22 protein-coding genes are annotated in these 22,013 nt (G+C 53.4%); 6 read left to right on the top strand and 16 right to left on the bottom strand.

Features of this window, described 5'->3' with window-relative positions:
* The first annotated feature begins 98 nt into the window (after nt 1-98).
* A complete protein-coding gene (locus AC534G_RS04640; protein ID WP_110498789.1) occupies nt 99-1,034 on the top strand; it encodes a LysR family transcriptional regulator in 936 nt (311 codons plus the stop codon).
* Here AC534G_RS04640 and AC534G_RS04635 read toward each other — a convergent pair.
* Nucleotides 1,006-1,713, bottom strand: a complete 708-nt coding sequence (locus tag AC534G_RS04635) for an aspartate/glutamate racemase (protein WP_110496951.1) — start codon at nt 1,711-1,713, stop codon at nt 1,006-1,008. The two genes, AC534G_RS04640 and AC534G_RS04635, sit on opposite strands and share 29 nt — an antisense overlap.
* 141 nt (nt 1,714-1,854) lie before the next feature.
* Here AC534G_RS04635 and AC534G_RS04630 point away from each other — a divergent pair, with 141 nt between their 5' ends.
* Nucleotides 1,855-2,181 (top strand): cupin domain-containing protein, encoded by a 327-nt coding sequence (locus tag AC534G_RS04630; protein ID WP_038633354.1) that lies wholly within the window; start codon nt 1,855-1,857, stop codon nt 2,179-2,181.
* Between the two features lie 105 nt (nt 2,182-2,286).
* Here the strand turns inward: AC534G_RS04630 and araE are convergent, their stop codons facing one another.
* The 5 genes from araE to AC534G_RS04605 form a co-directional block, all read right to left on the bottom strand.
* On the bottom strand, nt 2,287-3,705 hold the full coding sequence (gene araE / locus AC534G_RS04625) for an arabinose-proton symporter AraE (protein WP_038633360.1): 1,419 nt from the start codon (nt 3,703-3,705) through the stop codon (nt 2,287-2,289).
* Between the two features lie 314 nt (nt 3,706-4,019).
* Nucleotides 4,020-4,781, bottom strand: a complete 762-nt coding sequence (kduD, locus tag AC534G_RS04620; protein WP_003033923.1) for a 2-dehydro-3-deoxy-D-gluconate 5-dehydrogenase KduD — start codon at nt 4,779-4,781, stop codon at nt 4,020-4,022.
* Nucleotides 4,782-4,839: 58 nt separating this feature from the next.
* Nucleotides 4,840-5,676, bottom strand: a complete 837-nt coding sequence (kduI, locus tag AC534G_RS04615; protein WP_042310807.1) for a 5-dehydro-4-deoxy-D-glucuronate isomerase — start codon at nt 5,674-5,676, stop codon at nt 4,840-4,842.
* Between the two features lie 480 nt (nt 5,677-6,156).
* Nucleotides 6,157-7,335: an acetyl-CoA C-acetyltransferase gene (locus tag AC534G_RS04610; protein WP_110496949.1), complete on the bottom strand. Its 1,179-nt coding sequence runs from the start codon at nt 7,333-7,335 to the stop codon at nt 6,157-6,159.
* A 102-nt stretch (nt 7,336-7,437) separates the two neighbouring features.
* Nucleotides 7,438-8,322 carry a LysR family transcriptional regulator gene (locus tag AC534G_RS04605; RefSeq protein ID WP_069324839.1) on the bottom strand — a complete coding sequence of 295 codons (885 nt, stop codon included), beginning with the start codon at nt 8,320-8,322 and terminating at the stop codon, nt 7,438-7,440.
* Nucleotides 8,323-8,423: 101 nt separating this feature from the next.
* Here AC534G_RS04605 and AC534G_RS04600 point away from each other — a divergent pair, with 101 nt between their 5' ends.
* On the top strand, nt 8,424-8,879 hold the full coding sequence (locus AC534G_RS04600) for a multidrug/biocide efflux PACE transporter (RefSeq protein WP_087856765.1): 456 nt from the start codon (nt 8,424-8,426) through the stop codon (nt 8,877-8,879).
* 142 nt (nt 8,880-9,021) lie between these two features.
* Entirely contained in the window at nt 9,022-10,251 is a 1,230-nt protein-coding gene (locus tag AC534G_RS04595) for an amino acid permease (RefSeq protein ID WP_038633372.1), read from the top strand.
* Nucleotides 10,252-10,302: 51 nt separating this feature from the next.
* Here the strand turns inward: AC534G_RS04595 and rcnR are convergent, their stop codons facing one another.
* Nucleotides 10,303-10,575: a Ni(II)/Co(II)-binding transcriptional repressor RcnR gene (gene rcnR / locus AC534G_RS04590; protein ID WP_003825567.1), complete on the bottom strand. Its 273-nt coding sequence runs from the start codon at nt 10,573-10,575 to the stop codon at nt 10,303-10,305.
* Between the two features lie 120 nt (nt 10,576-10,695).
* On the opposite strand from rcnR, the gene AC534G_RS04585 reads away from it, so the two are divergent.
* On the top strand, nt 10,696-11,577 hold the full coding sequence (locus tag AC534G_RS04585; protein WP_069324835.1) for a nickel/cobalt efflux protein RcnA: 882 nt from the start codon (nt 10,696-10,698) through the stop codon (nt 11,575-11,577).
* Nucleotides 11,578-11,622: 45 nt separating this feature from the next.
* Here the strand turns inward: AC534G_RS04585 and AC534G_RS04580 are convergent, their stop codons facing one another.
* From AC534G_RS04580 to AC534G_RS04550, 7 genes are all read right to left on the bottom strand, one after another.
* The gene (locus tag AC534G_RS04580) at nt 11,623-13,005 is read right to left on the bottom strand and encodes an amidohydrolase family protein (protein ID WP_110496947.1); all 1,383 of its coding nucleotides are present in this window, start codon (nt 13,003-13,005) and stop codon (nt 11,623-11,625) included.
* A 12-nt stretch (nt 13,006-13,017) separates the two neighbouring features.
* On the bottom strand, nt 13,018-13,968 hold the full coding sequence (locus AC534G_RS04575; RefSeq protein WP_038633380.1) for a carbamate kinase family protein: 951 nt from the start codon (nt 13,966-13,968) through the stop codon (nt 13,018-13,020).
* Nucleotides 13,969-13,994: 26 nt separating this feature from the next.
* Nucleotides 13,995-15,545: a xanthine permease gene (locus AC534G_RS04570; RefSeq protein WP_110496946.1), complete on the bottom strand. Its 1,551-nt coding sequence runs from the start codon at nt 15,543-15,545 to the stop codon at nt 13,995-13,997.
* 120 nt (nt 15,546-15,665) lie between these two features.
* Entirely contained in the window at nt 15,666-17,081 is a 1,416-nt protein-coding gene (locus AC534G_RS04565) for a YlbE family protein (protein ID WP_110496944.1), read from the bottom strand.
* The gene (gene fdrA, locus AC534G_RS04560; RefSeq protein ID WP_110496942.1) at nt 17,081-18,628 is read right to left on the bottom strand and encodes an acyl-CoA synthetase FdrA; all 1,548 of its coding nucleotides are present in this window, start codon (nt 18,626-18,628) and stop codon (nt 17,081-17,083) included. Before fdrA ends, AC534G_RS04565 begins: the two co-directional genes overlap by 1 nt.
* Nucleotides 18,606-19,505: an oxamate carbamoyltransferase subunit AllH family protein gene (locus AC534G_RS04555; RefSeq protein ID WP_496594601.1), complete on the bottom strand. Its 900-nt coding sequence runs from the start codon at nt 19,503-19,505 to the stop codon at nt 18,606-18,608. Before AC534G_RS04555 ends, fdrA begins: the two co-directional genes overlap by 23 nt.
* A gap of 15 nt (nt 19,506-19,520) precedes the next feature.
* Nucleotides 19,521-20,126 (bottom strand): ankyrin repeat domain-containing protein, encoded by a 606-nt coding sequence (locus tag AC534G_RS04550; protein WP_110496939.1) that lies wholly within the window; start codon nt 20,124-20,126, stop codon nt 19,521-19,523.
* 391 nt (nt 20,127-20,517) lie between these two features.
* On the opposite strand from AC534G_RS04550, the gene AC534G_RS04545 reads away from it, so the two are divergent.
* Nucleotides 20,518-21,447, top strand: a complete 930-nt coding sequence (locus AC534G_RS04545; RefSeq protein WP_038633395.1) for a LysR substrate-binding domain-containing protein — start codon at nt 20,518-20,520, stop codon at nt 21,445-21,447.
* 35 nt (nt 21,448-21,482) lie between these two features.
* Here AC534G_RS04545 and AC534G_RS04540 read toward each other — a convergent pair whose 3' ends face one another.
* Together AC534G_RS04540 and yjdI are read right to left on the bottom strand one after the other, a co-directional pair.
* Nucleotides 21,483-21,755, bottom strand: a complete 273-nt coding sequence (locus AC534G_RS04540) for a GNAT family N-acetyltransferase (protein WP_003033869.1) — start codon at nt 21,753-21,755, stop codon at nt 21,483-21,485.
* Nucleotides 21,756-21,766: 11 nt separating this feature from the next.
* Nucleotides 21,767-22,012: a 4Fe-4S mono-cluster protein YjdI gene (gene yjdI, locus AC534G_RS04535; RefSeq protein ID WP_160955400.1), complete on the bottom strand. Its 246-nt coding sequence runs from the start codon at nt 22,010-22,012 to the stop codon at nt 21,767-21,769.
* Nucleotide 22,013 lies beyond the last annotated feature (1 nt).

Raw genomic sequence — 22,013 nt, 5'->3', positions numbered from 1 at the left:
TTTTTATGATTACGCCACAGCCCGAAAAGAATAAAAAATATCGTTTTATCGTGAGTCTATGCAAAAATGATATGGATTACATCATTCGAGGATTCGCCATGCCCGCCGTTAACCTGCGCCATATTGAAATTTTTCACGCCATCATGACCGCAGGCAATCTGACGGAAGCCGCGCGGATGCTACATACCTCGCAGCCGACCGTCAGTCGGGAACTGGCCCGATTCGAGAAAGTGCTGGGATTAACGCTGTTCGAACGTTCGCGTGGCAGGCTGCATCCGACCGTGCAAGGGTTACGTCTGTTTGAAGAGGTACAACGTTCCTGGTATGGTCTGGACAGGATTGTGAGCGCCGCCGAAAGTCTGCGCGAATTTCGTCAGGGCGAATTATCGATTGTCTGCCTGCCGGTGTTCTCGCAGTCTTTTTTACCGCCGCTGCTGGAGCCATTCCTCACACGCTACCCGCAGGTCAATATTCAGATAGTGCCGCAGGAGTCACCATTGCTGGAAGAGTGGCTGTCGGCGCAACGCCACGATCTGGGGATCACAGAAACTCTGCATACTCCCGCCGGCACTAAACGTACAGAATTGCTGGCGCTGGATGAAGTATGCGTGCTGCCACAGGGACATCCGCTGGCCGAGAAATCCGTGCTCACACCGCAGGATTTTCAGGGCGAAAACTACATCAGCCTGTCGCGGACCGACAGCTACCGTCAGCTTCTGGATACCCTGTTTAATGAGCACCAAGTGAAACGCCGCATGGTAATAGAAACCCATAGCGCTGCTTCAATTTGTGCAATGGTGCGGGCGGGTGTGGGGATCTCGGTGGTCAATCCCTTAACGGCGCTGGATTACGCCAGCAGCGGGATCGTTATCCGCCGTTTCAGTATTTCGGTACCGTTTACGGTCAGCCTGATTCACCCGCTTCATCGCCCCGCCTCGGCGCTGGTAGATGCTTTCACCGCGCATCTGCAAGCCCATCTGCCGAAGCTAATCGATCCGCTGAACGCTATTTTGCATCCACAGACGAAAGCATAAACTCCACCGCATCTTGCGCATGGATAGCCGCAGTGTCGAAAACCGGTAGTGGGCTTAGCTCGGCTGGCACCAGCAGACCAATCTCGGTACAGCCAAAAATTACCCCTTGCGCGCCCTGTTTAGCCAGTTGAGCAATCACACTGAGGTAATAATCGCGGGACGTTTCATTGAATTCGCCGAGGCACAGCTCATCGAAAATAATCTGGTTTATTTTTTGCCGGTCGTTAGCGTCAGGGATAAGCGTACTAATGCCAAATTCAGCCTGTAAGCGCCCACGGTAAAAATCCTGCTCCATGGTGTAGCGCGTACCCAGCAGCGCCACGTTGCTCATCTGCTGCTTTTGTATGGCGCGACCAGTGGCATCAGCAATATGCAGGAACGGTACATCACAGGCGGTTGCAATCGCCTCAGCAACCTTGTGCATCGTGTTGGTACACAACATGATGCCCTCAGCTCCCGCCTCCTGTAGCCCTCTGGCGGCCTGCGCGAGGATCTGCCCGGCCCGCTGCCAGTCGCCGCTGGACTGACAGGCTTCAATCTCATGAAAATCTACGCTGTGCAACAGAATCTGTGCCGAATGCAGGCCACCCAGACGCTGTTTTACCCCTTCATTAATGAGTCGATAATAAGGAATGGTGGATTCCCAGCTCATACCGCCTAACAGACCGATCGTTTTCATCGCTTCCCCTCATTTGTTGTTATCTCTTCAGTGAACCAAAGATGTGATCAACTTTCCACATCTGTTGGTGTGCATTTCTTTTTATACTTTGCTGATATAAATTTAATAAAACACCGTTTCACTAACTTACAGGAATGTCGGATGTTTATTTTTCATAAAGAGACCACGCTTGAAGATCTGGGCAATGGCGTTACCCGTCGCATTCTTGCTCACGACGGTAAAATGATGGCGGTTGAGGTGAACTTCGAGCAGGGCGCGATTGGTCCGCTGCACAACCACCCGCATGAACAGCTGACTTACGTTTTATCCGGTGAGTTTGAATTTACTATTGGGGAAGAAAAGCATGTCGTTTCCGCAGGTGACACCCTGTATAAACAGCCCAACATTATGCATGGCTGCGTCTGCTTAAAAGCAGGAACATTACTCGATACGTTCACTCCGATGCGCGACGATTTTCTGCACGGGTAATGTGTTCAAAAAAATACCGAGTAACGCTTGCGCTTACCCGGCCAGGACGAGACTCAATTCGTAGGCCGGATCAGGCAGAGCCGCCATCCGGCACGTATATTTGGCTTACACCCCAATATTTCTTAGCTTCTCACCCGACATCAGCTTGCGCTCGATGTGTTCCAGCGTGACGTTTTTGGTTTCCGGGATAAGCCAGAATGTAATACCGATAAAAGCGACGTTCAACGCGGTATACAGCCAGAATGTACCCGCCGCGCCGATGCTGTCGAGCAGCGTCAGGAACGTGGCGCCAATGATCATGTTCGACACCCAATTGGTGGTGGTCGAGCATGTAATACCAAAATCGCGGCATTTCAGCGGCTGAATTTCCGAACAGAGGATCCACACCACCGGCGCGGCGCTCATCGCGTAACCTGCAATGCACATCATGGTCATACCGACTGACAGCCAGGATAGACCACTGGAAGCCGTGCCGTTATCAAACTGCATCAGGCAATAGCCGAGTACCAACGTCCCAATGGCCATCACGCTGAAACCAATTTTCAGCGCCGGTTTGCGTCCGGCTTTATCAACCGTGAAAACAGCAATAAAGGTGGCGAACATGAACGTTAAGCCGACCACCAGCGTGGCAATCATCTGCTGTTCGGTGGTGGTAAAGCCCGCCATTTTAAAAATGCGCGGCGCGTAGTACATGATGATATTCATCCCGGTGAACTGCTGCATCGCCTGCAACAACATTCCGAGGAAAACCGCGCGACGCACGTTACGGTTAATTTTAAATAGCGCCCAGCCGCCCTGCTTCAGCTTCAGGCTTTCACGGATTTCGTTCAGCTCATCGCGGGCTTTTTCTGACGTATCGCGCAGCATTCGCAATACTTCTTCGGCTTCGATGTGGCGACCTTTTTCCGCCAGCCAGCGCGGACTGTTCGGCAGGAAAACCACCAGGATAATCAGTAACACTGCCGGGAGCGCCAGCACCCCCAACATGGCGCGCCAGTTACCGCTGTAGCTAAATGCCGTATCAGATAAAAAGGCCAGCACAATACCCAGCGTAACCATCAACTGGTACATACTGATCATCTTACCGCGCACATTCTCACTGGCCATTTCGGAAAGATAGAGCGGCGCGGTGTAAGACGCGATACCCACCGCAACGCCCAGCACCACGCGGGCAAAAATAAGCATTTCAACGCTGGACGCAAACGCCGATCCCAGAGATCCGACGACAAAAAGGATCGCGCCCGCCATCAGACTGTATTTACGTCCCAGGCGGAATGACAGCCAACCATTAAATAGTGCGCCAATTGCCGCACCCAGCATCATGCTGCTCACCACCCACTCCTGCAGGCGGCTGGTCAGGACAAAATGATCGGTGATGAAAGGCAACGCGCCCGCTATCACGCCAATATCCAGGCCGAATAACAATCCTGCGACAGCCGCAGAGATAGAGACAAACATATTCATACGTCGCGTATCGCGCACAGGGCGCGGCGCTAAAGCAGCATCATTATTTATTGAGACCATTTTTTCCTGCCAGATACAGAGTAAACCATGTCCCTGAAAGTAAGGGATCCCTTACATGGAGCGTCAGGCGGGAAACGGCAAAAACATGGATGAAATAGCTACACCACCTCGTTATGTGATGGATATTTCAATTTTAAAATTTATCAGCAACCACTCAGTTAAATTTAATTCATTGATATTAAAGAGGATTAAACATTACAAATTCATACATATATAATTATGTATGGATTAATTTATAGACAGAATATGGATTAAAATAACTTAAAACCAAAAAAACCCTGCCAGATGACAGGGTTTGTTGTTCAGGGAATGTATTAACGTGCCAGCCAGCCGCCGTCTACCGCAACGGTATAGCCGTTAATATAGTCAGACGCGCTGGACGCCAGGAACACGACAGGCCCCATCAGGTCGCTCGGCAGTCCCCAACGTCCTGCCGGAATACGATCGAGGATTTCTGCGCTACGCTGCTCATCAGCACGCAGTTGCTGAGTGTTGTTGGTCGCCATATAACCCGGCGCAATCGCGTTGACGTTGATGTTATGTTTTGCCCACTCGTTCGCCATCAGACGGGTGACGCCCATTACGCCGCTTTTAGACGCGGTGTAAGACGGAACGCGGATACCGCCCTGGAAAGAGAGCATAGAGGCGATATTGATAATTTTGCCGCCGTTACCCTGAGCGATAAAGTGCTTCGCCGCGGCCTGAGACATAAAGAATACGCTCTTAATGTTCAGGTTCATCACGTCATCCCAGTCTTTTTCGCTGAAGTCGATCGCATCGTCACGACGGATAAGGCCCGCATTGTTGACCAGAATATCGATATGGCCGAATTCTGCCACTGCGCGCTCCAGCAGCGCTGGAATACCATCAATTTGGCGCAGGTCGGCGGTCAGACTCAAGAAACGGCGGCCCAGTGCGGTCACACGTTCGATGGTTTCCGTCGGTTCAACAATGTTGATACCGACAATATCGCAACCCGCTTCCGCCAGCCCCAGCGCCATACCCTGACCCAGGCCGGTGTCGCAACCGGTCACAACGGCGACTTTACCTTCAAGAGAGAATGCATTCAAAATCATTGTAAATCCTTAATTTTTTATAATGCCCGCCGCAGGCAGGCACGGCTGTCGCCCGCAACTAGCGCAGATCTTTGACGGCGACATGGTCCATATCATCAAAGACCTGGTTTTCACCAACCATGCCCCAAATGAACGTATAAGCTTTTGTGCCAACGCCTGAATGAATAGACCAGCTCGGCGAAATCACCGCCTGCTCGTTGTGCATCACAATATGACGCGTTTCCTGGGGCTGTCCCATCATGTGGAAGACGCAGGTATCTTCTTCCATGTTGAAGTAGAAGTAGACTTCCATACGGCGTTCATGGGTATGGCACGGCATGGTGTTCCACAGGTTGCCCGGCGCCAGTTCAGTCAGGCCCATGCTCAACTGGCAGGTTTCCAGCACATCCGGCACAAAATATTTATTGATGGTGCGACGATTACTGGTGAGGTTGTCGCCCAGCGTCACTGGCGCAACGTCAGCAGGCGTGACTTTTTTGGTTGGATAAGTCGTGTGGGCCGGCGCGCAGTTGTAGTAAAACTTCGCCGGTTTCGCCGTATCAACGCTGGCAAACACGACTTCTTTTGCCCCTTTGCCGACGTACAGCGCATCACGATGACCAATTTCATAGCACTGACCGTCAACGGTAATCGTGCCCGGACCACCGATGTTAATCACACCCAGCTCACGGCGTTCGAGAAAATAGGTTACGCCCAGTTGTTTACCGACTTCGCCACCCACAGAGACGGTTTTGGCCACAGGCATAATACCGCCGACAATAATACGGTCGATGTGGCTGTAAACCATGGTGTATTCATCTGCGACAAATACTTCTTCGACCAAAAACTCATTACGCAGCCCCTGAGTGTCGAGGGTTTTTGCATGCGCACTATGGATGCTTTGTCTTACGTCCACATTTACCTCCAGTGATAAATTGACCGTGAATACTTTAACGAATAGCAAAACGCTGTTCCGTTTTATCTAATGCGCTCATGATAGCCCTCCCGGATAGGGTTTTCAATTGCAAATGAAACGTTGTTTCACTTTTCCCGCAGCTTATTATCAAAAGTGTAATTGCGATCACGCTCGGCAAATAAATCGCGGGAGCAATTCAAATAAAATCATTTAAAACAATTAGATAGATAAAATACAAAGGAGATAATCATGAGTGGCAGGGATAAGACATTGAAAATACAGCCGGGCACATACGATGTTCGCACACCTTTGCTGACAAAGTGCGCAGTCAATCACATGAAATGAAACAATGTTTTGATATATTGACGGCGTTTAGAGTGTATGTTTCTGTAACTGGCCTTGCCCTCCTGTTGGAGGGCTTTTTTATGGATGCCGGGGTAACACACTAAAAAGGTGTTTAAGAAGGGAAATCTAAGATCGTTAGTCTCGTTCGATAGCGAGCGCCACCCCTTGACCGCCGCCGATACACAGCGTTGCCAGCCCTTTGTGCGCCCGACGTTTCACCATTTCATGCACCAGCGAAACCAGAATACGACAACCCGATGCGCCAATCGGATGGCCAAGCGCAATAGCGCCGCCGTTCACATTTACCCGCCGCTCATCCCACTCCAGCATTTTCCCAACGGACAATGCCTGCGCGGCGAACGCTTCGTTGGCTTCGATCAGATCAACATCAGCCAGTTGCCAGCCCACACGCTCAAGGCAGCGGCGCGTAGCATACACTGGCGCAATCCCCATCAGTGCGGGATCGACCCCGACGCTGGCGAACGCGCGAATGCGGGCCAGCACCGGCAAATTCAGCTCCTGCGCCTTGGCTTCGCTCATCATCATCACCGCGGCGGCGCCATCGTTGATGGATGAGGCGTTCCCCGCGGTGACCGAACCGAGCCGGTCGAAGGTAGGATCCAGACGCGCCAACCCTTCCGCACTGGCATCGGTACGCGGTTGCTCATCGGTATCCACTACGAATGATTGACCATTACGCTGGGTCACCACCGGCACGATTTCATCTTTAAAGCGTCCGGCGTCGATAGCCAGCCGAGCCTTGTGTTGCGAGTGCAGCGCGTAGGCATCCTGTAATTCACGGCTAATGCCATATTCCCGCGCCAGGTTTTCCGCAGTGACGCCCATATGATAATCGTTGAAAGCATCCCACAGACCGTCATGCACCAGGCTGTCGACCAGTTGACTGTTCCCCAGTTGTGCGCCAGTGCGGCTATCGGTAAGGACATGCGGCGCACGGCTCATATTCTCCTGCCCGCCGGCAATCACAATGTCAGCTTCACCGCACTGGATAGCCTGGGTCGCCAGATGCAGCGCTTTCAGCCCCGAACCGCAAACATCGTTAATGGTGATGGCGGAAACGGTATTAGGTAGCCCACCATTGATGGCGGACTGACGGGCCGGGTTCTGCCCGGCACCTGCGGTAAGCACCTGCCCGAGGATCACTTCATCCACGGCGTGAACATCCACGCCCGTGCGTTCCAGCAACGCTCTGACCACCATGCTGCCTAACTCAACGGCAGAGTGGCGCGCCAGTGTTCCCTGGAAGCAGCCGATCGGTGTCCTTAACGCCCCGACTATCACAACCTCTTTCATCACTACCTCAGCGCAAAATAACACCGCAATAGTAGATGATTGTTAAAAGTAGTTATCAAAGTTGTTTAAAAATGGTGATTTTTATCACAAAGGAATTTCGTATCATTTATTGGTCATCTGAACGCCACTCTGCTGTAAATGGTCGCGCAGCCAACTTCCCGCCACGCCAGGCGGTGATTTCTTATTCCACAACAAATCGATAGAGATAGCCTTTGGCCAGCCGGGCACCTGTAGCTGAACCAGCGGTTTTTCCGCGGCAAACTCCTCCACCAGCGCACAAGGGAGCGCGCACCAACCGAATCCCTGAACCGCCATACTCAGCAACAACAAATAGTTAGGCGCTGACCAGACCGGTCCGCGCGCCACGTTTGTACCGCTTTCCAGGTAGGTATTCAGGCGCAGTTCGCGCCAGGTGTGGAGTTGTTCCCATTGTAGTTTTTCCTGACTCGCCAGCGGATGCGAGTCCGCAACGTACAACCCCATCCAGGACTGCATCGGCAGCCGCGTCACGCCCATGTCGGTCGGGTAATCCTCTCTTGCCTCAATCAATCCGACCTGCGCGCGCCCTTTTTGCAGCAGATCGATCACGTCTTCATCTTCACCAATCAGACATTCAAACTCGGTATGCGGAAACTTGCGGTCAAACTGCACCATCAGTTCTTCCAGCACATCCGGGTGCAGCGTGTCCGAAAGCACGAAGGTCAGGCGCGCCTCCGTCTCACCCGACAGCGAGATTGCCGCCTCATCGAGACGTTCGCTGGCCGTCAAAATTGCCTGCACATAGCCCAGCACCCGTTTACCTTCTTCGGTCAGCGTTGGCTGACGGGAGGATCGGTCAAACAACGCAAAACCGAGATCGGCTTCCAGATGCGCAATTGCCGTACTGATAGTGGACTGGCTTTTACGCAGCCGTCGGGCCGCCGCAGAAAATGAGCCGCAGGAAACGGTCTCTACAAATGCCGTTAATGCTTCAGGAGAGTAACGCATGAACTATCTACTTTATCGATGGATACTATCTTTTAGATATCACATAAAACGATAAAATTGCCACCATTCCGTTATCCGGGCATCAAAGAAGGTTTGAGGTTATGCAACACGATACAGTCCAGCGCCGCTCGTTAGTAGAGCGAATTTTTCATGCCGTTTGTTTTGAAGGTATTGCCACCGCGATCCTTGCGCCGACTACCGCGTGGCTGATGCAGCGTTCGGTGCTGGAAATGGGCGGACTGACCATTATTCTGGCTACCACGGCGATGATCTGGAATATCATTTATAACGCCCTGTTTGACCGCTTATGGCCGTCGCATCGGGTAAAACGTACGGCTAAAGTTCGCGCCTTTCACGCCTTAGGCTTCGAGAGCGGGTTTATTGTGATCGGGGTGAGCATCGTGGCCTATGTGTTGAACGTCAGCCTGCTTCAGGCATTCACGTTGGAAATAGGTTTCTTCCTGTTCTTCCTGCCGTACACCATGTTCTATAACTGGGCGTATGACACATTACGCGAGCGCATGATGAAGCGCCGCCAGCAGCGCGTTACTGCCTGATAATTCAATAAATAGTCGGAATTATCTTGATTCCGGCTATTCATCCATTCACCAGCCCGCTTGTTCACACTTCCCCCAGCCCCTCTCATTTGTGGTAAATTGCGCTTCTTTTTGTTTATTTTATAGTTGATACGTTCAAATAATGTCGAAAATTTGGTCAAAAGAAGAGACTCTCTGGAGCTTCGCACTATATGGGACTGCCGTCGGCGCAGGAACCCTCTTCCTCCCCATACAGCTGGGTTCTGCAGGCGCGGTGGTGCTGTTTATCACCGCCCTCGTGGCCTGGCCTTTAACCTACTGGCCACACAAGGCGCTGTGCCAGTTTATCCTGTCGTCAAAAACGTCAGCAGGCGAAGGCATCACCGGTGCAGTCACCCATTACTACGGCAAGAAGATCGGTAACCTGATCACCACTCTCTATTTTATTGCCTTCTTTGTCGTCGTGCTGATCTACGCCGTGGCGATAACCAATTCACTCACCGAACAGCTGGCAAAACATATCGCCATCGATTTGCGTGTTCGCGTGCTGGTGAGTCTCGGCGTGGTGCTGGTACTGAACCTGATTTTTCTGATGGGCCGACAAGCCACCATTCGGGTTATGGGCTTTCTGGTATTCCCGCTCATCGCGTACTTTTTGTTCCTTTCGCTCTACCTGACCGGAAGCTGGCAGCCAACGCTACTCACCGGCCAGATGTCTTTCGATCAGCACACGCTTCATCAGGTTTGGATCTCTATTCCCGTGATGGTTTTCGCTTTTAGCCATACGCCAATTATCTCAACGTTCGCCATTGACCGACGTGAGAAATACGGCGAGCAGGCCATGGGTAAATGCAAAAAAATCATGAAGGTCGCCTACGTCATCATCTGCCTGAGCGTACTGTTTTTCGTCTTCAGCTGTTTGCTTTCGATTCCGACAAACTATATCGAAGACGCGAAAAATGAAGGCGTGACCATTCTGTCAGCGTTATCGATGATGCCAAACGCACCGGCATGGCTGTCGATTTCCGGGATTATTGTCGCCGTTGTGGCGATGTCAAAATCGTTCCTTGGCACCTACTTTGGCGTGATTGAAGGGGCAACAGAAGTGGTAAAAACGTCGCTGCATCAGGTGGGCGTGAAGAAAAGCCGGGCTTTTAACCGCGCCCTGTCCATTATGTTAGTTTCGGCCATTACGTTTATCGTCTGCTGCATTAATCCTAATGCGATTTCAATGATTTACGCCATTAGCGGGCCACTCATCGCCATGATTTTGTTTATCATGCCGACTCTCTCCACTTATCTGATACCGGCGTTAAAGCCGTACCGTTCAGTGGGTAATCTGATCACTCTGATTGTCGGGTTGCTGTGTGTATCTGTGATGTTTTTTGGCTAGAACGTATAGTTAACGGCTCATTCCAGTATATGGATGAGCCGTTCAACTGACTTATTTGATATACGAATCCAGTACTTTCAGGACCACATCCAAATCTTCTTCGCGCTTTATTTCATCGCCCTGATGCACGATGTGCTCGGTCAGATGCCCCTTAATCACCTCACGCATTAACCCGTTTACCGCACCGCGGATCGCCGCGATTTGCTGCAATACTGCCGCGCATTCATGCGGTTCATCCAGCATGGTTTTCAACGCCGCTACCTGCCCCTGAATCTTGCTGGTTCGGGCTTTCAGCTTTTGTTTGTCGCGGATCGTATGTGACATAGCTTTACCTTTTTAACGTCTTGTCGTAGCGACAATACCATCGACATTCTACTGGGGGGTAGTATTTCATACTGGGGGGGAGTAGAATCGGGCAAAATTAAACAACTAAGAATCATTCTCATGGGTGAGTTTTCTACACTTCTTCAGCAAGGCAATGCCTGGTTTTTCATTCCCAGCGCGATTTTATTGGGTGTGTTACACGGTCTGGAACCGGGACATTCGAAAACGATGATGGCGGCCTTTATTATTGCCATTAAAGGCACCATCAAACAGGCGGTGATGCTGGGGCTGGCGGCTACACTCTCGCATACCGCCGTGGTGTGGTTGATAGCACTGGGCGGGATGTATATCAGCAAAGCGTTTACCGCCCAGGCCGTTGAGCCCTGGCTGCAGTTTGTCTCGGCGATTATTATTCTCGGCACTGCATTCTGGATGTTCTGGCGCACCTGGCAGGGAGAGCAGAACTGGCTGGCCCGGACGCATCACGAGCATCACCATGATCATGACGATCATCATCACCACCACCATCATCATGACCACGATGATGATCATCACCATCATCACCACGAACACGATCATGACCATGCCGCGCTGGCAGGGCTGAGCGAGGGTTCAAAAGAGTATCAGGATGCCCACGAACGGGCGCATGCCACTGATATTCAGCGCCGCTTTGCGGGCAAAGAGGTCACCAACGGCCAAATATTACTGTTCGGCCTGACCGGCGGGCTTATCCCGTGCCCAGCCGCCATTACAGTGCTGCTGATATGCATCCAGCTCAAAGCCTTCACGCTGGGCGCGACTATGGTGCTGTGCTTCAGCCTCGGACTGGCGTTGACGCTGGTGACGGTGGGTGTGGGCGCAGCAATTAGCGTACAGCAGGCGGCCAAACGCTGGAGTGGATTTAATACGCTGGCACGCAAAGCGCCTTATTTTTCCAGTGCGCTCATTGCGATGGTCGGCTTATATATGGGGATTCACGGCTATATGGGGATCGTCGGTTAACGAGCAGAGTGCGCAGCAGCGGTTGCCGCTGCGCGTAAATCCAGACTAGCTTGCGACATTCCCCCACACCAGTTGTCCTTTATGGAAGGTCGCGGTGCGGGGGGAGATGCGGGCAACCGCTTCTGCCGAACAGGAAGCATCCACCAGCACAAAACTGGCTTCATCCTGCGCTTTCGGCCACACGCGTTCGCCTTTATCGTTTAGCGGCAGCACATCGCCGGTGGCAAGAAACAGCGCGCGCGACAGGTTAAGCTCGTTGGGGCGAATATAGAGCTGCGCGTACAGATTCGCCTTCTCCAGCATGTCTCCCAGCCCGTACGGCGACCAGTGGTCAATCACGCTGTCGGTCCCGGTAATCACCTCCACGCCTTTGTCACGCAGTTGTTTGAGCGGCATATGCAGCGTGCCAATCGGCACCGTTGAGGCAATGGTAATCTGCTGAGCCGCCATACGAGTCGCCAGCGCGTCAACCTGCTGTTCGTTCAGCGTTGCCAGCGCGAAAGCGTGGCTGATGGTCAGTTTGCCCTTCAACTGCGGCGTTTTCTCTACCGTTTCCACCATGTAATTCACCGCCGCCACGCCCGCCGGGCTGGTTTCGTGCAGATGAATATCCACGCCTTTATCGTAATCCAGCGCAATCTGGAACATAGTGTCGAGGGATTTTTCCATCGCCCCGTCCACGCTGGTTGGGTCCAGACCACCAACGTAATGCGCCCCCGCTTGCATCGCTTCACGCATCAGCGGTTCAGATTTTGATAACAGCAGGCCATGCTGCGGAAATGCCACGATTTCACAGGCAAAACCCGGCTGACGACGCGCCAACACCGCCTGCAAGTTTTCCAGATTTTTCAGCCCGGAAACCGGTTCGATGTTGCAATGGCTGCGGGCGATCGAGGTACCTTTGGATTGCAGCAAATCGATAAGCTTTTCCGCGCGCTCCTGGGTGTAAGGCTGGAGTTCAGGCAGCAGCTTTTGCTCCAGGCGGATCATATCCTGAATAGTAGTGCCAGCCGGACGGTTCAGTGAACGCCACGGACCGCCATAAAAGGTTTTATCCAGGTGGATGTGCATATCGCGCATAGCGGGCAGCATCAGCTTGCCGCCCGCATCGTAGTGCGGCAGTGTCGCATCCGGATGCTGCTTATTCTCGCGCAACGCAACGATTTTTCCGTCCTGGATTTCGATGGTTTGCAGCGCGGTACGGGTATGGACTGCCACCGAATTTTCGTAATCAAACCCAGCTTCCAGCAGGACGTTATCCAGGTAATAGTGTTTATCGTTAATCGTCATTGTGCTCTTCGACCCGCAGGTGTTCCCGACAGGATTAGCAGCATACGCGACCGGGGCCACCGCGCCAAACAGCGCGGCAGCGGTCACCATTTTTCCGCTCTGGCTTAAAAATTCGCGGCGGCTGTTACTTTCTTTCATTCGCATCTCCTCTCAGGAATGGACAATGTGGGTACCCGTTTCGCCGCGGAGTGCGGCGGGCAGACATTCTGGCGTGGTGATGATCACTCGCTTACCGCCGCGTGCCAGGAATGTCAGGCTGGCAACGATTTTGGGTAGCATGCTGCCCGGCGGGAAATGTCCTTCCTGCATGTAGCGGGTCATCGTGGCGACATCCACCGTATCCAGCGCCTGCTGCTCAGGTTTGCCAAAGTGAATACACACTTTCTCAACGCCGGTGGTGATCACCAGAATGTCGGCGTGAATCTCCTGAGCCAGCAGCGCTGTGGAAAGATCTTTGTCAATCACCGCGTCCACGCTCTGGTAATCACCTTGCTCACCACGCACCACCGGGATCCCACCGCCGCCCGCGCCAATCACCACAAAGCCTTGCCGGGTTAGCGCCTTAATCGCCTCCGCTTCGACGATGCGCTTCGGCTCTGGCGAAGCGACCACCCGACGGTAGCCGCGCCCGGAATCCTCCACAAAGCGCCAGCCGGGATTGACCCGCAGTAGTTCATCGCGCTGGGCTGCGCTAAAGAACGCACCGATAGGTTTGGTTGGATTCGCGAAGCCCGGATCGTTTTTATCGACCTCCACCTGGGTCACCACGGTGACCGCTTTCTGCTCGCCGCGCCGCGCCAGACGATTGTTCAGCGCTTGTTGGATCAGATAACCGATGCCGCCCTGGGTATCGGCGACACAGTTTGCCAATGGGGTCAACGGCAAACCTTCACGCTCATGCGCGATTTCCGCCCGTCGCAGATCCAGCCCCACCTGCGGTCCGTTACCGTGCGTCAGCACAATGTTGTAGTCCGATGCCAGCATCTCCAGCACCGTATCCGCCACCGCTTTAACCGCTTCAGCCTGGTGCGCAATCGACTGGCTGGCGTTATCTTTGATAATGCTGTTGCCGCCAATGGCAACGACCACAAGTTCTTTCATAGTGTCATCTTCCGCTTGCAGGCGATTCAGGTGGATTTTGTCGGTTGCTGCTCAGGCGCAGTCACCGCTTCACGGCTGTCGAGCACGTGCTTGAGGACAAACATGCCGCTCATCATCAGGTAGGCCAGCACAAACATCATCGAGCTGCCCTCTGCAAAGCCGACCGCCGGGGAGTGGATCACGCCAAACAGCGACAGCAGTGCGCCAAAGGCGGCGGCAATCGCCCCACGCAGTGGCTTATTCATAATGGCGAAGATGGCGACACAGCCCCACAGCATGCTGGCCAGCGGCGCGCCGCTTCCCAGATGCACCAGCCCGTCGTAATAGACGCCTTTGCTGTGCAGCAGGTCGCTACCGAGCTTACCTGCTGACGTACCGGCCGCGCCCATCACGCTATTAACGATGGTTAGCGCCCAGTTAGCGATCCACGGGAACAGACAGATGAAGATAACGGGAACCTCGACTTTGGGCGTTTCTCGCACCACCTGGTTGGCGGTCACCACGCCGATAAACACCAAAATCGGCACTATCGCGGTCATCGGAATAATGGCGAGCATAAACGCCCCCAGACCAAACAGCGGTACCAGGAACATGGTGACGCCTGAAGCGAGGGTGTAACCAATGCTGGCGCCCATCGCCTTCCAGCCTGCATGGCCGACATACACGGTCACCGGGAACGGGTTGCCCAGCATGCAACCGAGCATGGAGGCAAAACCGTTCGCCATCATGACCTTACGGGTGTTGTACTCATCGCCTGCGGCGTGCGCGCTTTCTATGTTTTCGAGGTCAAAAATGTAGTTCGCCAGACCCAGAGGCACCGCAGACGCCAGATACGGCAGCGCGTGCGGCAACCCTTGCAGGAAGCTGTCGACATGAATTTCCGGCGGGTTAAAGCCAAAAGAAGACATCGACGCTTTAATCGCTTCCGGGCTTTGCAAACCCGAGATCCACGCCAGGGCCGTCCCGGCAATCAGCAGCAGCAAACCGGTAGGAATGCGGGCAAAAATCGGCTTCTTACCGAACCAGTTAATAAAGATCAGCAGCAGGACGATGAAAGAAACGGTTGGCGCTTCAAATGCCTGCAGCATTGGGTTCATCGCCAACAGCAGCAGGCCCAGGCCGGATAAACAAGAGAGCAGTACCGTTCGTGGGATCATCTTGCGGATGGTCTCGCCCAGGAAGGAGCCGCCCACCAGGATTAACGCTTCCACAAAGCACCATACCAGCGCAATCTGGATGGCGAAGTTGGCATCTTTGGTTTGCTGATAAACCGGCATCAGCACCAGGAAGGTCACGGTAAAGATCGACGGTGCGCTCGGCCCGGACGGCAGCGCCGTTACGTCATTACGTCCGGTGTGTTTTGCCATTTGCAGGCCAAACCAGGCGTAGCAGACGCTGGCCACCAGCACCGCCAGGCCAAAGGCAGGCGCAATGCGGCCATAGACTATTTCGGTTGGGATCCCGACGACAAAAATGAGCAGCCCCATCATTGTCAGCAGGTTCGTCAGGTTGTTGGTCATCAGCCCAAAGTAAGCCGCCCAGTCACCACGTTTCCATTCTAGTTTTATGCTGTTCATGGAATATCCTTAACAGGTTAAGCATCGTTTGCGATCGCGGAGATCGCCCAGCCCTGCAGGTAAGCAACGTTTTGCGCTTTGCTACTGTGGGGCTAACGCCGTTAGCCCCGGTTGTTGTTATTAGCAGTAGCGGTCACGCCAGTTGAGGATCGCCTTTTCAAAACAGGCGAACGGCGGGTGAACGATTCCGGCGCCGATCATGCCGATCCCCGCATCTTTGTGCGCAATGGCGGTGTTGATCACTGGCAAAATGCCGGTGCTGCCCACGCGCGTAATGTCGATAGCAGTCGGTACGCCCATAAAACCGAGCAGCGGAATGGTAACGTTGGGGTTTTCACCGAGGGTGATTTCGCGCATCTGGCGAGAGAAATCGACCGCCTCCTCGACCGTACCGCCGACCAGCGCCACAATGGCAGGCGCCGTCGCCATGGCAAAACCGCCAATGCCATAGGTTTCGGTAATCGCGCTATCGCCAATATCGCGCCCGGAATCTTCCGGCTTATAGCCCGCGAACATTGGGCCAATCACCTGCTGCGCCGGACCGGTAAACCATTGCCCCGGCAACCCGCTGACGCGCAGACCGAACTCGACGCCGTTACGCGCCATCGTCGTGACCACGGTGCTGTATTCAATGCCGTGTGCGGCGTCCATCGCGGCTTTACACATCGCCATCCAGGTCGGCCCGGAGAAGTAATCACTGCTGAGGACGAACTCGAATACCTCGCGCTGCTGCTCAACCGGATAACCGGTCTGGATGATCCACGGCGTTAGCGCCTGAATCAGTAGCGCCGTCCCGGCGTTGTTACGGTTATGGCATTCATCGCCCATGTGCAACGCCTGCGCCAGCATCAGACGCAGATCGATTTCACCCGCCAGTTTCATGGCATCACGCAGCATCGGTCCCATCACATCGCGCATCCAGTTCAGGCGATCGATAACGCTCTGATCGTTCGCCCCCATGCGCAGGATCTTCGCCATCTGCTCGCTCATATTGGTATATGCGCGGTTGCCGTAGGTTTTGTTCTCCACGATGTGCATAAACATCGACGCCGACGTCACACCCGCCATCGAGCCAACACAGTCATGCTCGTGGCACGGAGAGAAGATGATCTCCCCCGAGGCGGCCAGTTCGGCGGCTTCATCCAGATCTTTCGCCAGCCCTTCAAACACCAGCGCCCCGGTTACCGCGCCCTTCATCGCGCCGCACATTTTTTCCCAGCGGATCGGCGGGCCGGCGTGCAAAATGGTGTTGCGGGTCATGCCCGGCACCACGTTGATGGCCTGGTCATAACCAATCAGCACCGGATGCGACTGGATGATGCGCTCCAGCGCCTGCTGGTTAGCGGCCGCGATTTTGTCCGCCAGCGGCGAATCAGCAATGTCGTCCAGCGCCGCGACCACCTGCATGTTGCCCTGGCCCGGCGGCGTCCAGTCAAGCAGGGTTACCGGTACGTTCTGCTTTTTCAGGTCATCGCTGAACATCGCGATGCCGACGTTAATCACGTTCAGCGGCTGGTTAAACAGTGTCTGGCTCATCAGGCTTCCTCCCCTTTACAGATAAATTCACGCGCCAGCAATCCGGTGTTGGTACTACTGCTCGCCCAGATAACCCCGGCATCGGTCAGCATCTGGCACTGTTTTTCCAGCGACGGCGTATCGAGATCGGTTCCCAGCACATAGCCGAGGATTTCCAGAGGACGACCCTCTGCGGCGGCGATCGCTTTGGCTTCAACGATCGCGTCCAGCATCACCCCGACCGGATCTTCATGCGATCCAAATCCAAGCACGAAATCCATCACGATCACGCCCACTTCAGGATCGCGCGCCTCCTGCAACAGACGACTGATACGGTTGGTGGGATCGATCATCGGGTGTGGTTTACCGTTGGTAAAATCGTCATCACCGAAATCAAGGAAGGTATGCGCCACGCTGCGGTTGAGATCTTTCAGGCGGAACGCCGGATCGGGGTGAATGTTGCTGTAAACCTGCGCGTGTTTTTCCATGGCGGCAAACATCGCCTCATCACACAACGTGCCGCCGCAGAATAAGCCACGGATGTACTTTTGCTGCGGGGTCAGGCGGGCGCGGACCTCTTCAATCAGCGGCCAGTTGAGCGGATGCAGGTCCAGGCTCTCTTTTTTCACGCCGGTCAGCAGCACCGCTTTCAGCGCCGCTTCTTTGGTATCGCGTGCAAACTGCAGACCTTTTTCATCCGCAGGCGCGGCTTCGCGTCCGAGGAAGCACACCACGACTGGCTTTTGGCAGGCGCGCGCACGCTCCAGCACCTTGCGCGCCACCGCTGGGGCAGGAGGTTTAGAGATAAGCGCAATGATTTCGGTTTGCGGATCGGCTTCCAGCATGCCAATCGCATCAAGCATCATCAGGCCGCCAATCTTCTCACTCAGATCGCGACCACCGGTGCCAATCAGTTGGGAAATCCCGCCGCCAAATTCATGAATGCGCACGCTCAGTTCCTGGCTGCCAGTGCCGGATGCGCCCACAATCCCAATGTTGCCGCGACGTACCGCGTTGCCAAAGCACAGCGCCGCGCCGTTAATAATGGCGGTTCCGCAGTCTGGCCCCATCATCAACAGCCCCTTTTCGTGCGCCAGCTGTTTTAGCGCCAGTTCATCCTCAAGAGAAACGTTGTCAGAGAACAGCATCACATTGAGGTTATTTTGCAGCGCCTGACGCGCTTCACGCGCCGCAAACAAACCGTTGACCGAGATCACCGCCAGATTGCTGTCAGGAACATGCTTTTTCGCGCTGGCGAGCGTGGCATAGCGCGCTTCATGCTGGCCGCCCTGCTCTTTATGCGTAAACAGATCTTCAATTGCGACCAATGTCTGGTCGTTCGCCGCCTCGCTGGCGCCTTTAATGACAATCATCAGGTCGCCACTTTTCGCCTCTTCCAGTTCAGGCGTCAGCAGGCCGAGATTCTTCAGCACGCCCTTGTTCATTTCCGTAGCCATCGCCACGAATGCCTGCTCAACGCCATCGAGCTTATTGGCGCGTGTGGAGATAGACATCAGTGAAACGGAATCAAAATACGTGTTCTTTTTAACAACTATCCTGATCGACATAATTCCCTCCGGACCTGTGGCTCAGGGCGCAGGCGTCCGCCATGCCATACAGCATGTCGCAGCCAGAACTTGAGCCGATATTTTTAATGTCAGTAATATATTGCGTAGAAACGGGTTGTTGCTCAGTAATAATATGCTGCAGCAGCCGCACGACGCTTTCCCGATAACGTTGATGCAAAGCTTCTTCGAGCGTTATTTTGCTAAGTAGCGTCGTATTATTTCCGGCGCATTGAAATGCCGCTAAAAAATCCCCACGATATTTCTCCAGCGGATGTCCTGGGATTAATAAAATGGCACTTAAGCCCACTAAATAATCATCGGATGATGGCGTCAGGCCAATTCCCAGACCAATTAAATGGCTGGCCGCTGTTGAAATATTTACTCCCGTATATAGCGCCGCTATTAGTGTTTGTCGGCGGTTGAGTAACTGACGGGTGATTTCCTGATAAAACGGGTTGTCCCCCTGATACAAAAATAATGTGTCGTCGCTGCTTAACTGTTGGCGGATTACCTCTTCCCAGCGCTGCCAGCGGACTGCGGCGAGGGTGACTGTATCTGCCGTCCACTGTGGTATGCGCCACGGCAGGCAACCAGAGGTCTCTATCCATTTATCTTTGCCAACGGCTATGCCCGACTCGGTAAATCTGACCTGCTCACCGGGGAGAAACAGGTCCGCGCAATGCGTCAGCGCCAGCCGACAGCTATTAGGCGCGTTATCACAACCTTCACTCAGCAACGTCAACAGTCGCTGCTGGTCAGGTATCAACAGGTTCACCGCGCGGGAAAAAACCTGTTCAACTTGCCCCGTCCCCCGGAAAGCGAGAAACGCGCTATCTGCGGTTAGCGCCTGTACGCATCGCCGTGATGGCGTAGCGATAGCGGCGCTCCTCTGTCAGGCTCCGGCGGCAATCAGCAGCTCGGCAATTTCGTGATAACCTTTCTCCCGCGCCAGTTCCAGCGGGGTTTTACCGTATTTATCCGTCATATGCGGGTTTGCGCCATGGTCAAGTAGCAGCTTGACGATCTCCTGCTGCTTCGCGCCGCCATCATTAAGCACAATGGCTTCCAGAAGCGGCGTCCAGCCCACGAAGTTGGTATGGTTGACATTGATATCGGTACGCAGCAGCAGCTCGCGCACGATCTCCACATGACCTTTTTCACTGGCTGGCGTAATGCCTACGCCGCCAAAACGACTCAGGCAGTTAAGGTCGGGGTTAGCAGGTAATACGGTACGCAGCAGCGTTAAATCGTTAGTCAGGCAGCTAATCAGGAAAGGATTAAAACAGGTTTGGTCCTGTTTATTAATATCGGCACCGGCGGCAATCAATAAAGAAACACAGTCATAATGCTTATTCAGGCTGGTAATAATAATGGCGGTACGTCCCTGGCGGTTCGTGGCATTAATATCCACATTTTTTGCCAGACAGGATTTTAATCCATCGGCATTACCTTGTTCTGCCGCCAGCAGAAATTCAGTAATGAGTTCTTTCTCTGACATAATTGCTCTCCTGCAGTTTTTTAGACTTTCTAAATATCCGATAAGCTGAGAATAGCAACAGAGTGTAGAGAATAACACCCGCTTAAATTTCATTCATCGTAAGCGCGTCAATTATTGAATAAAATTTAACAATGAGAGCAAAGCGTGCTGTAGTGCAATCTTTCCCTTATGGCTGGGGCGTTTTTTGCCACTCATGAATAGTCGGGTAAAACAAGCGGTATGCTGCGCGGATAGCGGCCTGCAATTAATATGCAGAAGTGTGATTGCCTTCAAATCAAATGTAAAACTAGTGTTAAATTCTGTTCAAGACTGATTGCTCTGTATAAGGATTACAAATACATTCAACAATCATTATGCGGCGGGGCGTGTTGGTAGCCTGAGGGGAGAAAAGATGAATTCCATTTTTACCGAGGAAAATCTGCTGGCATTTACTATGGCAGCCCGCTACAGCAGCTTCAGCAAAGCTGCGGAGGAGCTGGGCTTAACCACATCGGCTATTAGCTACACCATTAAACGCATGGAGATGGGGCTCGATGTGGTGCTGTTTACGCGTAGCACCCGAAGCATTGAGTTGACCGAGTCTGGTCGCTATCTGTTTCGCAAGGCCTCCGACCTGCTCAACGATTTCCACGCGATTAAGCGCAGCATTGATACCATCGCTCAGGGCATTGAAGCCCGGGTGCGCATCTGTATTAACCAGTTGTTGTACACCCCACAGCATACGGCGCGGCTACTGCAGGTACTCAAGAAACAGTTCCCTACCTGCCAGATAACCGTCACCACCGAGGTCTATAACGGCGTCTGGGATTCGATCATCAACAACCTTGCCAATATCGCCATTGGCGCGCCCGATACGTTACTGGACGGCGGCGGGATTGATTATACCGAGATCGGCGCTATTCGCTGGTCGTTTGCCATTGCCCCGGATCATCCGTTGGCATTTATGCCTGAACCGATTTCTGAGAGCCAGTTGCGTTTGTATCCGAACATTATGGTGGAAGACACCGCCCACACCATTAACAAAAAGGTCGGGTGGCTGTTACACGGTCAGGAGTCGATTCTGGTTCCAGATTTTAATACCAAATGTCAGTGCCAAATTCTGGGCGAAGGCATCGGTTTTTTACCGGATTATATGGTGCGCGAAGCGATGGAAAAGTCGCTGCTGGTCACGCGACAGATCCACAATCCGCGTCAGGATTCACGGATGCTGCTGGCAACCCAGCATTCGGCAACCGGTCGAGTCACTCAGTGGATTAAAAAAGAGTTTGGCCCGCAAGGGGTACTGACGGGCATTTATCAGGATTTGTTGCATCGGGAGTGATATGCCGGATAAGGCTATCCGGCGGAAATCAGACTTCAGGCGCGAATATCGTCGTACTCGCGGGTTTTATCAAATTCATGTTTGGCAAACGGACACAGCGGAATCACTTTGCGATTTTCAGCGCGCATTTTCTCCACCACCTTCGCCACCAGCTGTTTGCCGACGCCCTGACCTTTCAGACTGGGGTCAACATCGGTATGTTCAATGATGCTCAGGTGCTCGCCCGTCGGCACAAAGACAATCTCGGCAACCTGATTGCCTTCAGCATCGTTGACATAAAATTTGTTGTGGCCTGCAAGAATTTCCATGGTTCCCTCACTTATTTCTGGCGATATTTCAGCGCACCGCTTGGACAGGTATCGATGACCTTAATAACCGTCGCGACATCCACTTCATCGGGGATTATCCAGGGTTTGCGTTTCAGATTGAAAAGCTTCGCGCTTCCCCGCACGCAGTTTCCTGAATGCTGACATATCGCCGTGTTGAAGTAGACATCAATCTTCTCGCCGGTATAGGCCCGGTAACCTGCCTCCAGTAGTTCCTTTTCCACGACATTACCTCGCATT

This window comes from Citrobacter sp. CRE-46 (assembly GCF_059615875.1).
Note: the sequence above shows the minus strand (reverse complement) of the source record. Positions and strands in the feature narration are given on the sequence as shown.

Bases quoted from the DNA above. Each gene is read 5' to 3' on its own strand.
- AC534G_RS04565 (WP_110496944.1), bottom strand. From the start codon at position 17,081: ATGAGCCAGACACTGTTTAACCAGCCGCTGAACGTGATTAACGTCGGC.
- AC534G_RS04570 (WP_110496946.1), bottom strand. From the start codon at position 15,545: ATGAACAGCATAAAACTAGAATGGAAACGTGGTGACTGGGCGGCTTAC.
- AC534G_RS04545 (WP_038633395.1), top strand. From the start codon at position 20,518: ATGAATTCCATTTTTACCGAGGAAAATCTGCTGGCATTTACTATGGCA.
- AC534G_RS04600 (WP_087856765.1), top strand. From the start codon at position 8,424: ATGCAACACGATACAGTCCAGCGCCGCTCGTTAGTAGAGCGAATTTTT.
- AC534G_RS04605 (WP_069324839.1), bottom strand. From the start codon at position 8,322: ATGCGTTACTCTCCTGAAGCATTAACGGCATTTGTAGAGACCGTTTCC.
- yjdI (WP_160955400.1), bottom strand. From the start codon at position 22,012: ATGCGAGGTAATGTCGTGGAAAAGGAACTACTGGAGGCAGGTTACCGG.
- AC534G_RS04540 (WP_003033869.1), bottom strand. From the start codon at position 21,755: ATGGAAATTCTTGCAGGCCACAACAAATTTTATGTCAACGATGCTGAA.
- AC534G_RS04550 (WP_110496939.1), bottom strand. From the start codon at position 20,126: ATGTCAGAGAAAGAACTCATTACTGAATTTCTGCTGGCGGCAGAACAA.
- araE (WP_038633360.1), bottom strand. From the start codon at position 3,705: ATGGTCTCAATAAATAATGATGCTGCTTTAGCGCCGCGCCCTGTGCGC.
- AC534G_RS04585 (WP_069324835.1), top strand. From the start codon at position 10,696: ATGGGTGAGTTTTCTACACTTCTTCAGCAAGGCAATGCCTGGTTTTTC.
- AC534G_RS04630 (WP_038633354.1), top strand. From the start codon at position 1,855: ATGTTTATTTTTCATAAAGAGACCACGCTTGAAGATCTGGGCAATGGC.
- fdrA (WP_110496942.1), bottom strand. From the start codon at position 18,628: ATGTCGATCAGGATAGTTGTTAAAAAGAACACGTATTTTGATTCCGTT.
- AC534G_RS04595 (WP_038633372.1), top strand. From the start codon at position 9,022: ATGTCGAAAATTTGGTCAAAAGAAGAGACTCTCTGGAGCTTCGCACTA.
- kduD (WP_003033923.1), bottom strand. From the start codon at position 4,781: ATGATTTTGAATGCATTCTCTCTTGAAGGTAAAGTCGCCGTTGTGACC.
- AC534G_RS04575 (WP_038633380.1), bottom strand. From the start codon at position 13,968: ATGAAAGAACTTGTGGTCGTTGCCATTGGCGGCAACAGCATTATCAAA.
- AC534G_RS04610 (WP_110496949.1), bottom strand. From the start codon at position 7,335: ATGAAAGAGGTTGTGATAGTCGGGGCGTTAAGGACACCGATCGGCTGC.
- AC534G_RS04635 (WP_110496951.1), bottom strand. From the start codon at position 1,713: ATGAAAACGATCGGTCTGTTAGGCGGTATGAGCTGGGAATCCACCATT.
- AC534G_RS04580 (WP_110496947.1), bottom strand. From the start codon at position 13,005: ATGAAAGAAAGTAACAGCCGCCGCGAATTTTTAAGCCAGAGCGGAAAA.
- rcnR (WP_003825567.1), bottom strand. From the start codon at position 10,575: ATGTCACATACGATCCGCGACAAACAAAAGCTGAAAGCCCGAACCAGC.
- AC534G_RS04640 (WP_110498789.1), top strand. From the start codon at position 99: ATGCCCGCCGTTAACCTGCGCCATATTGAAATTTTTCACGCCATCATG.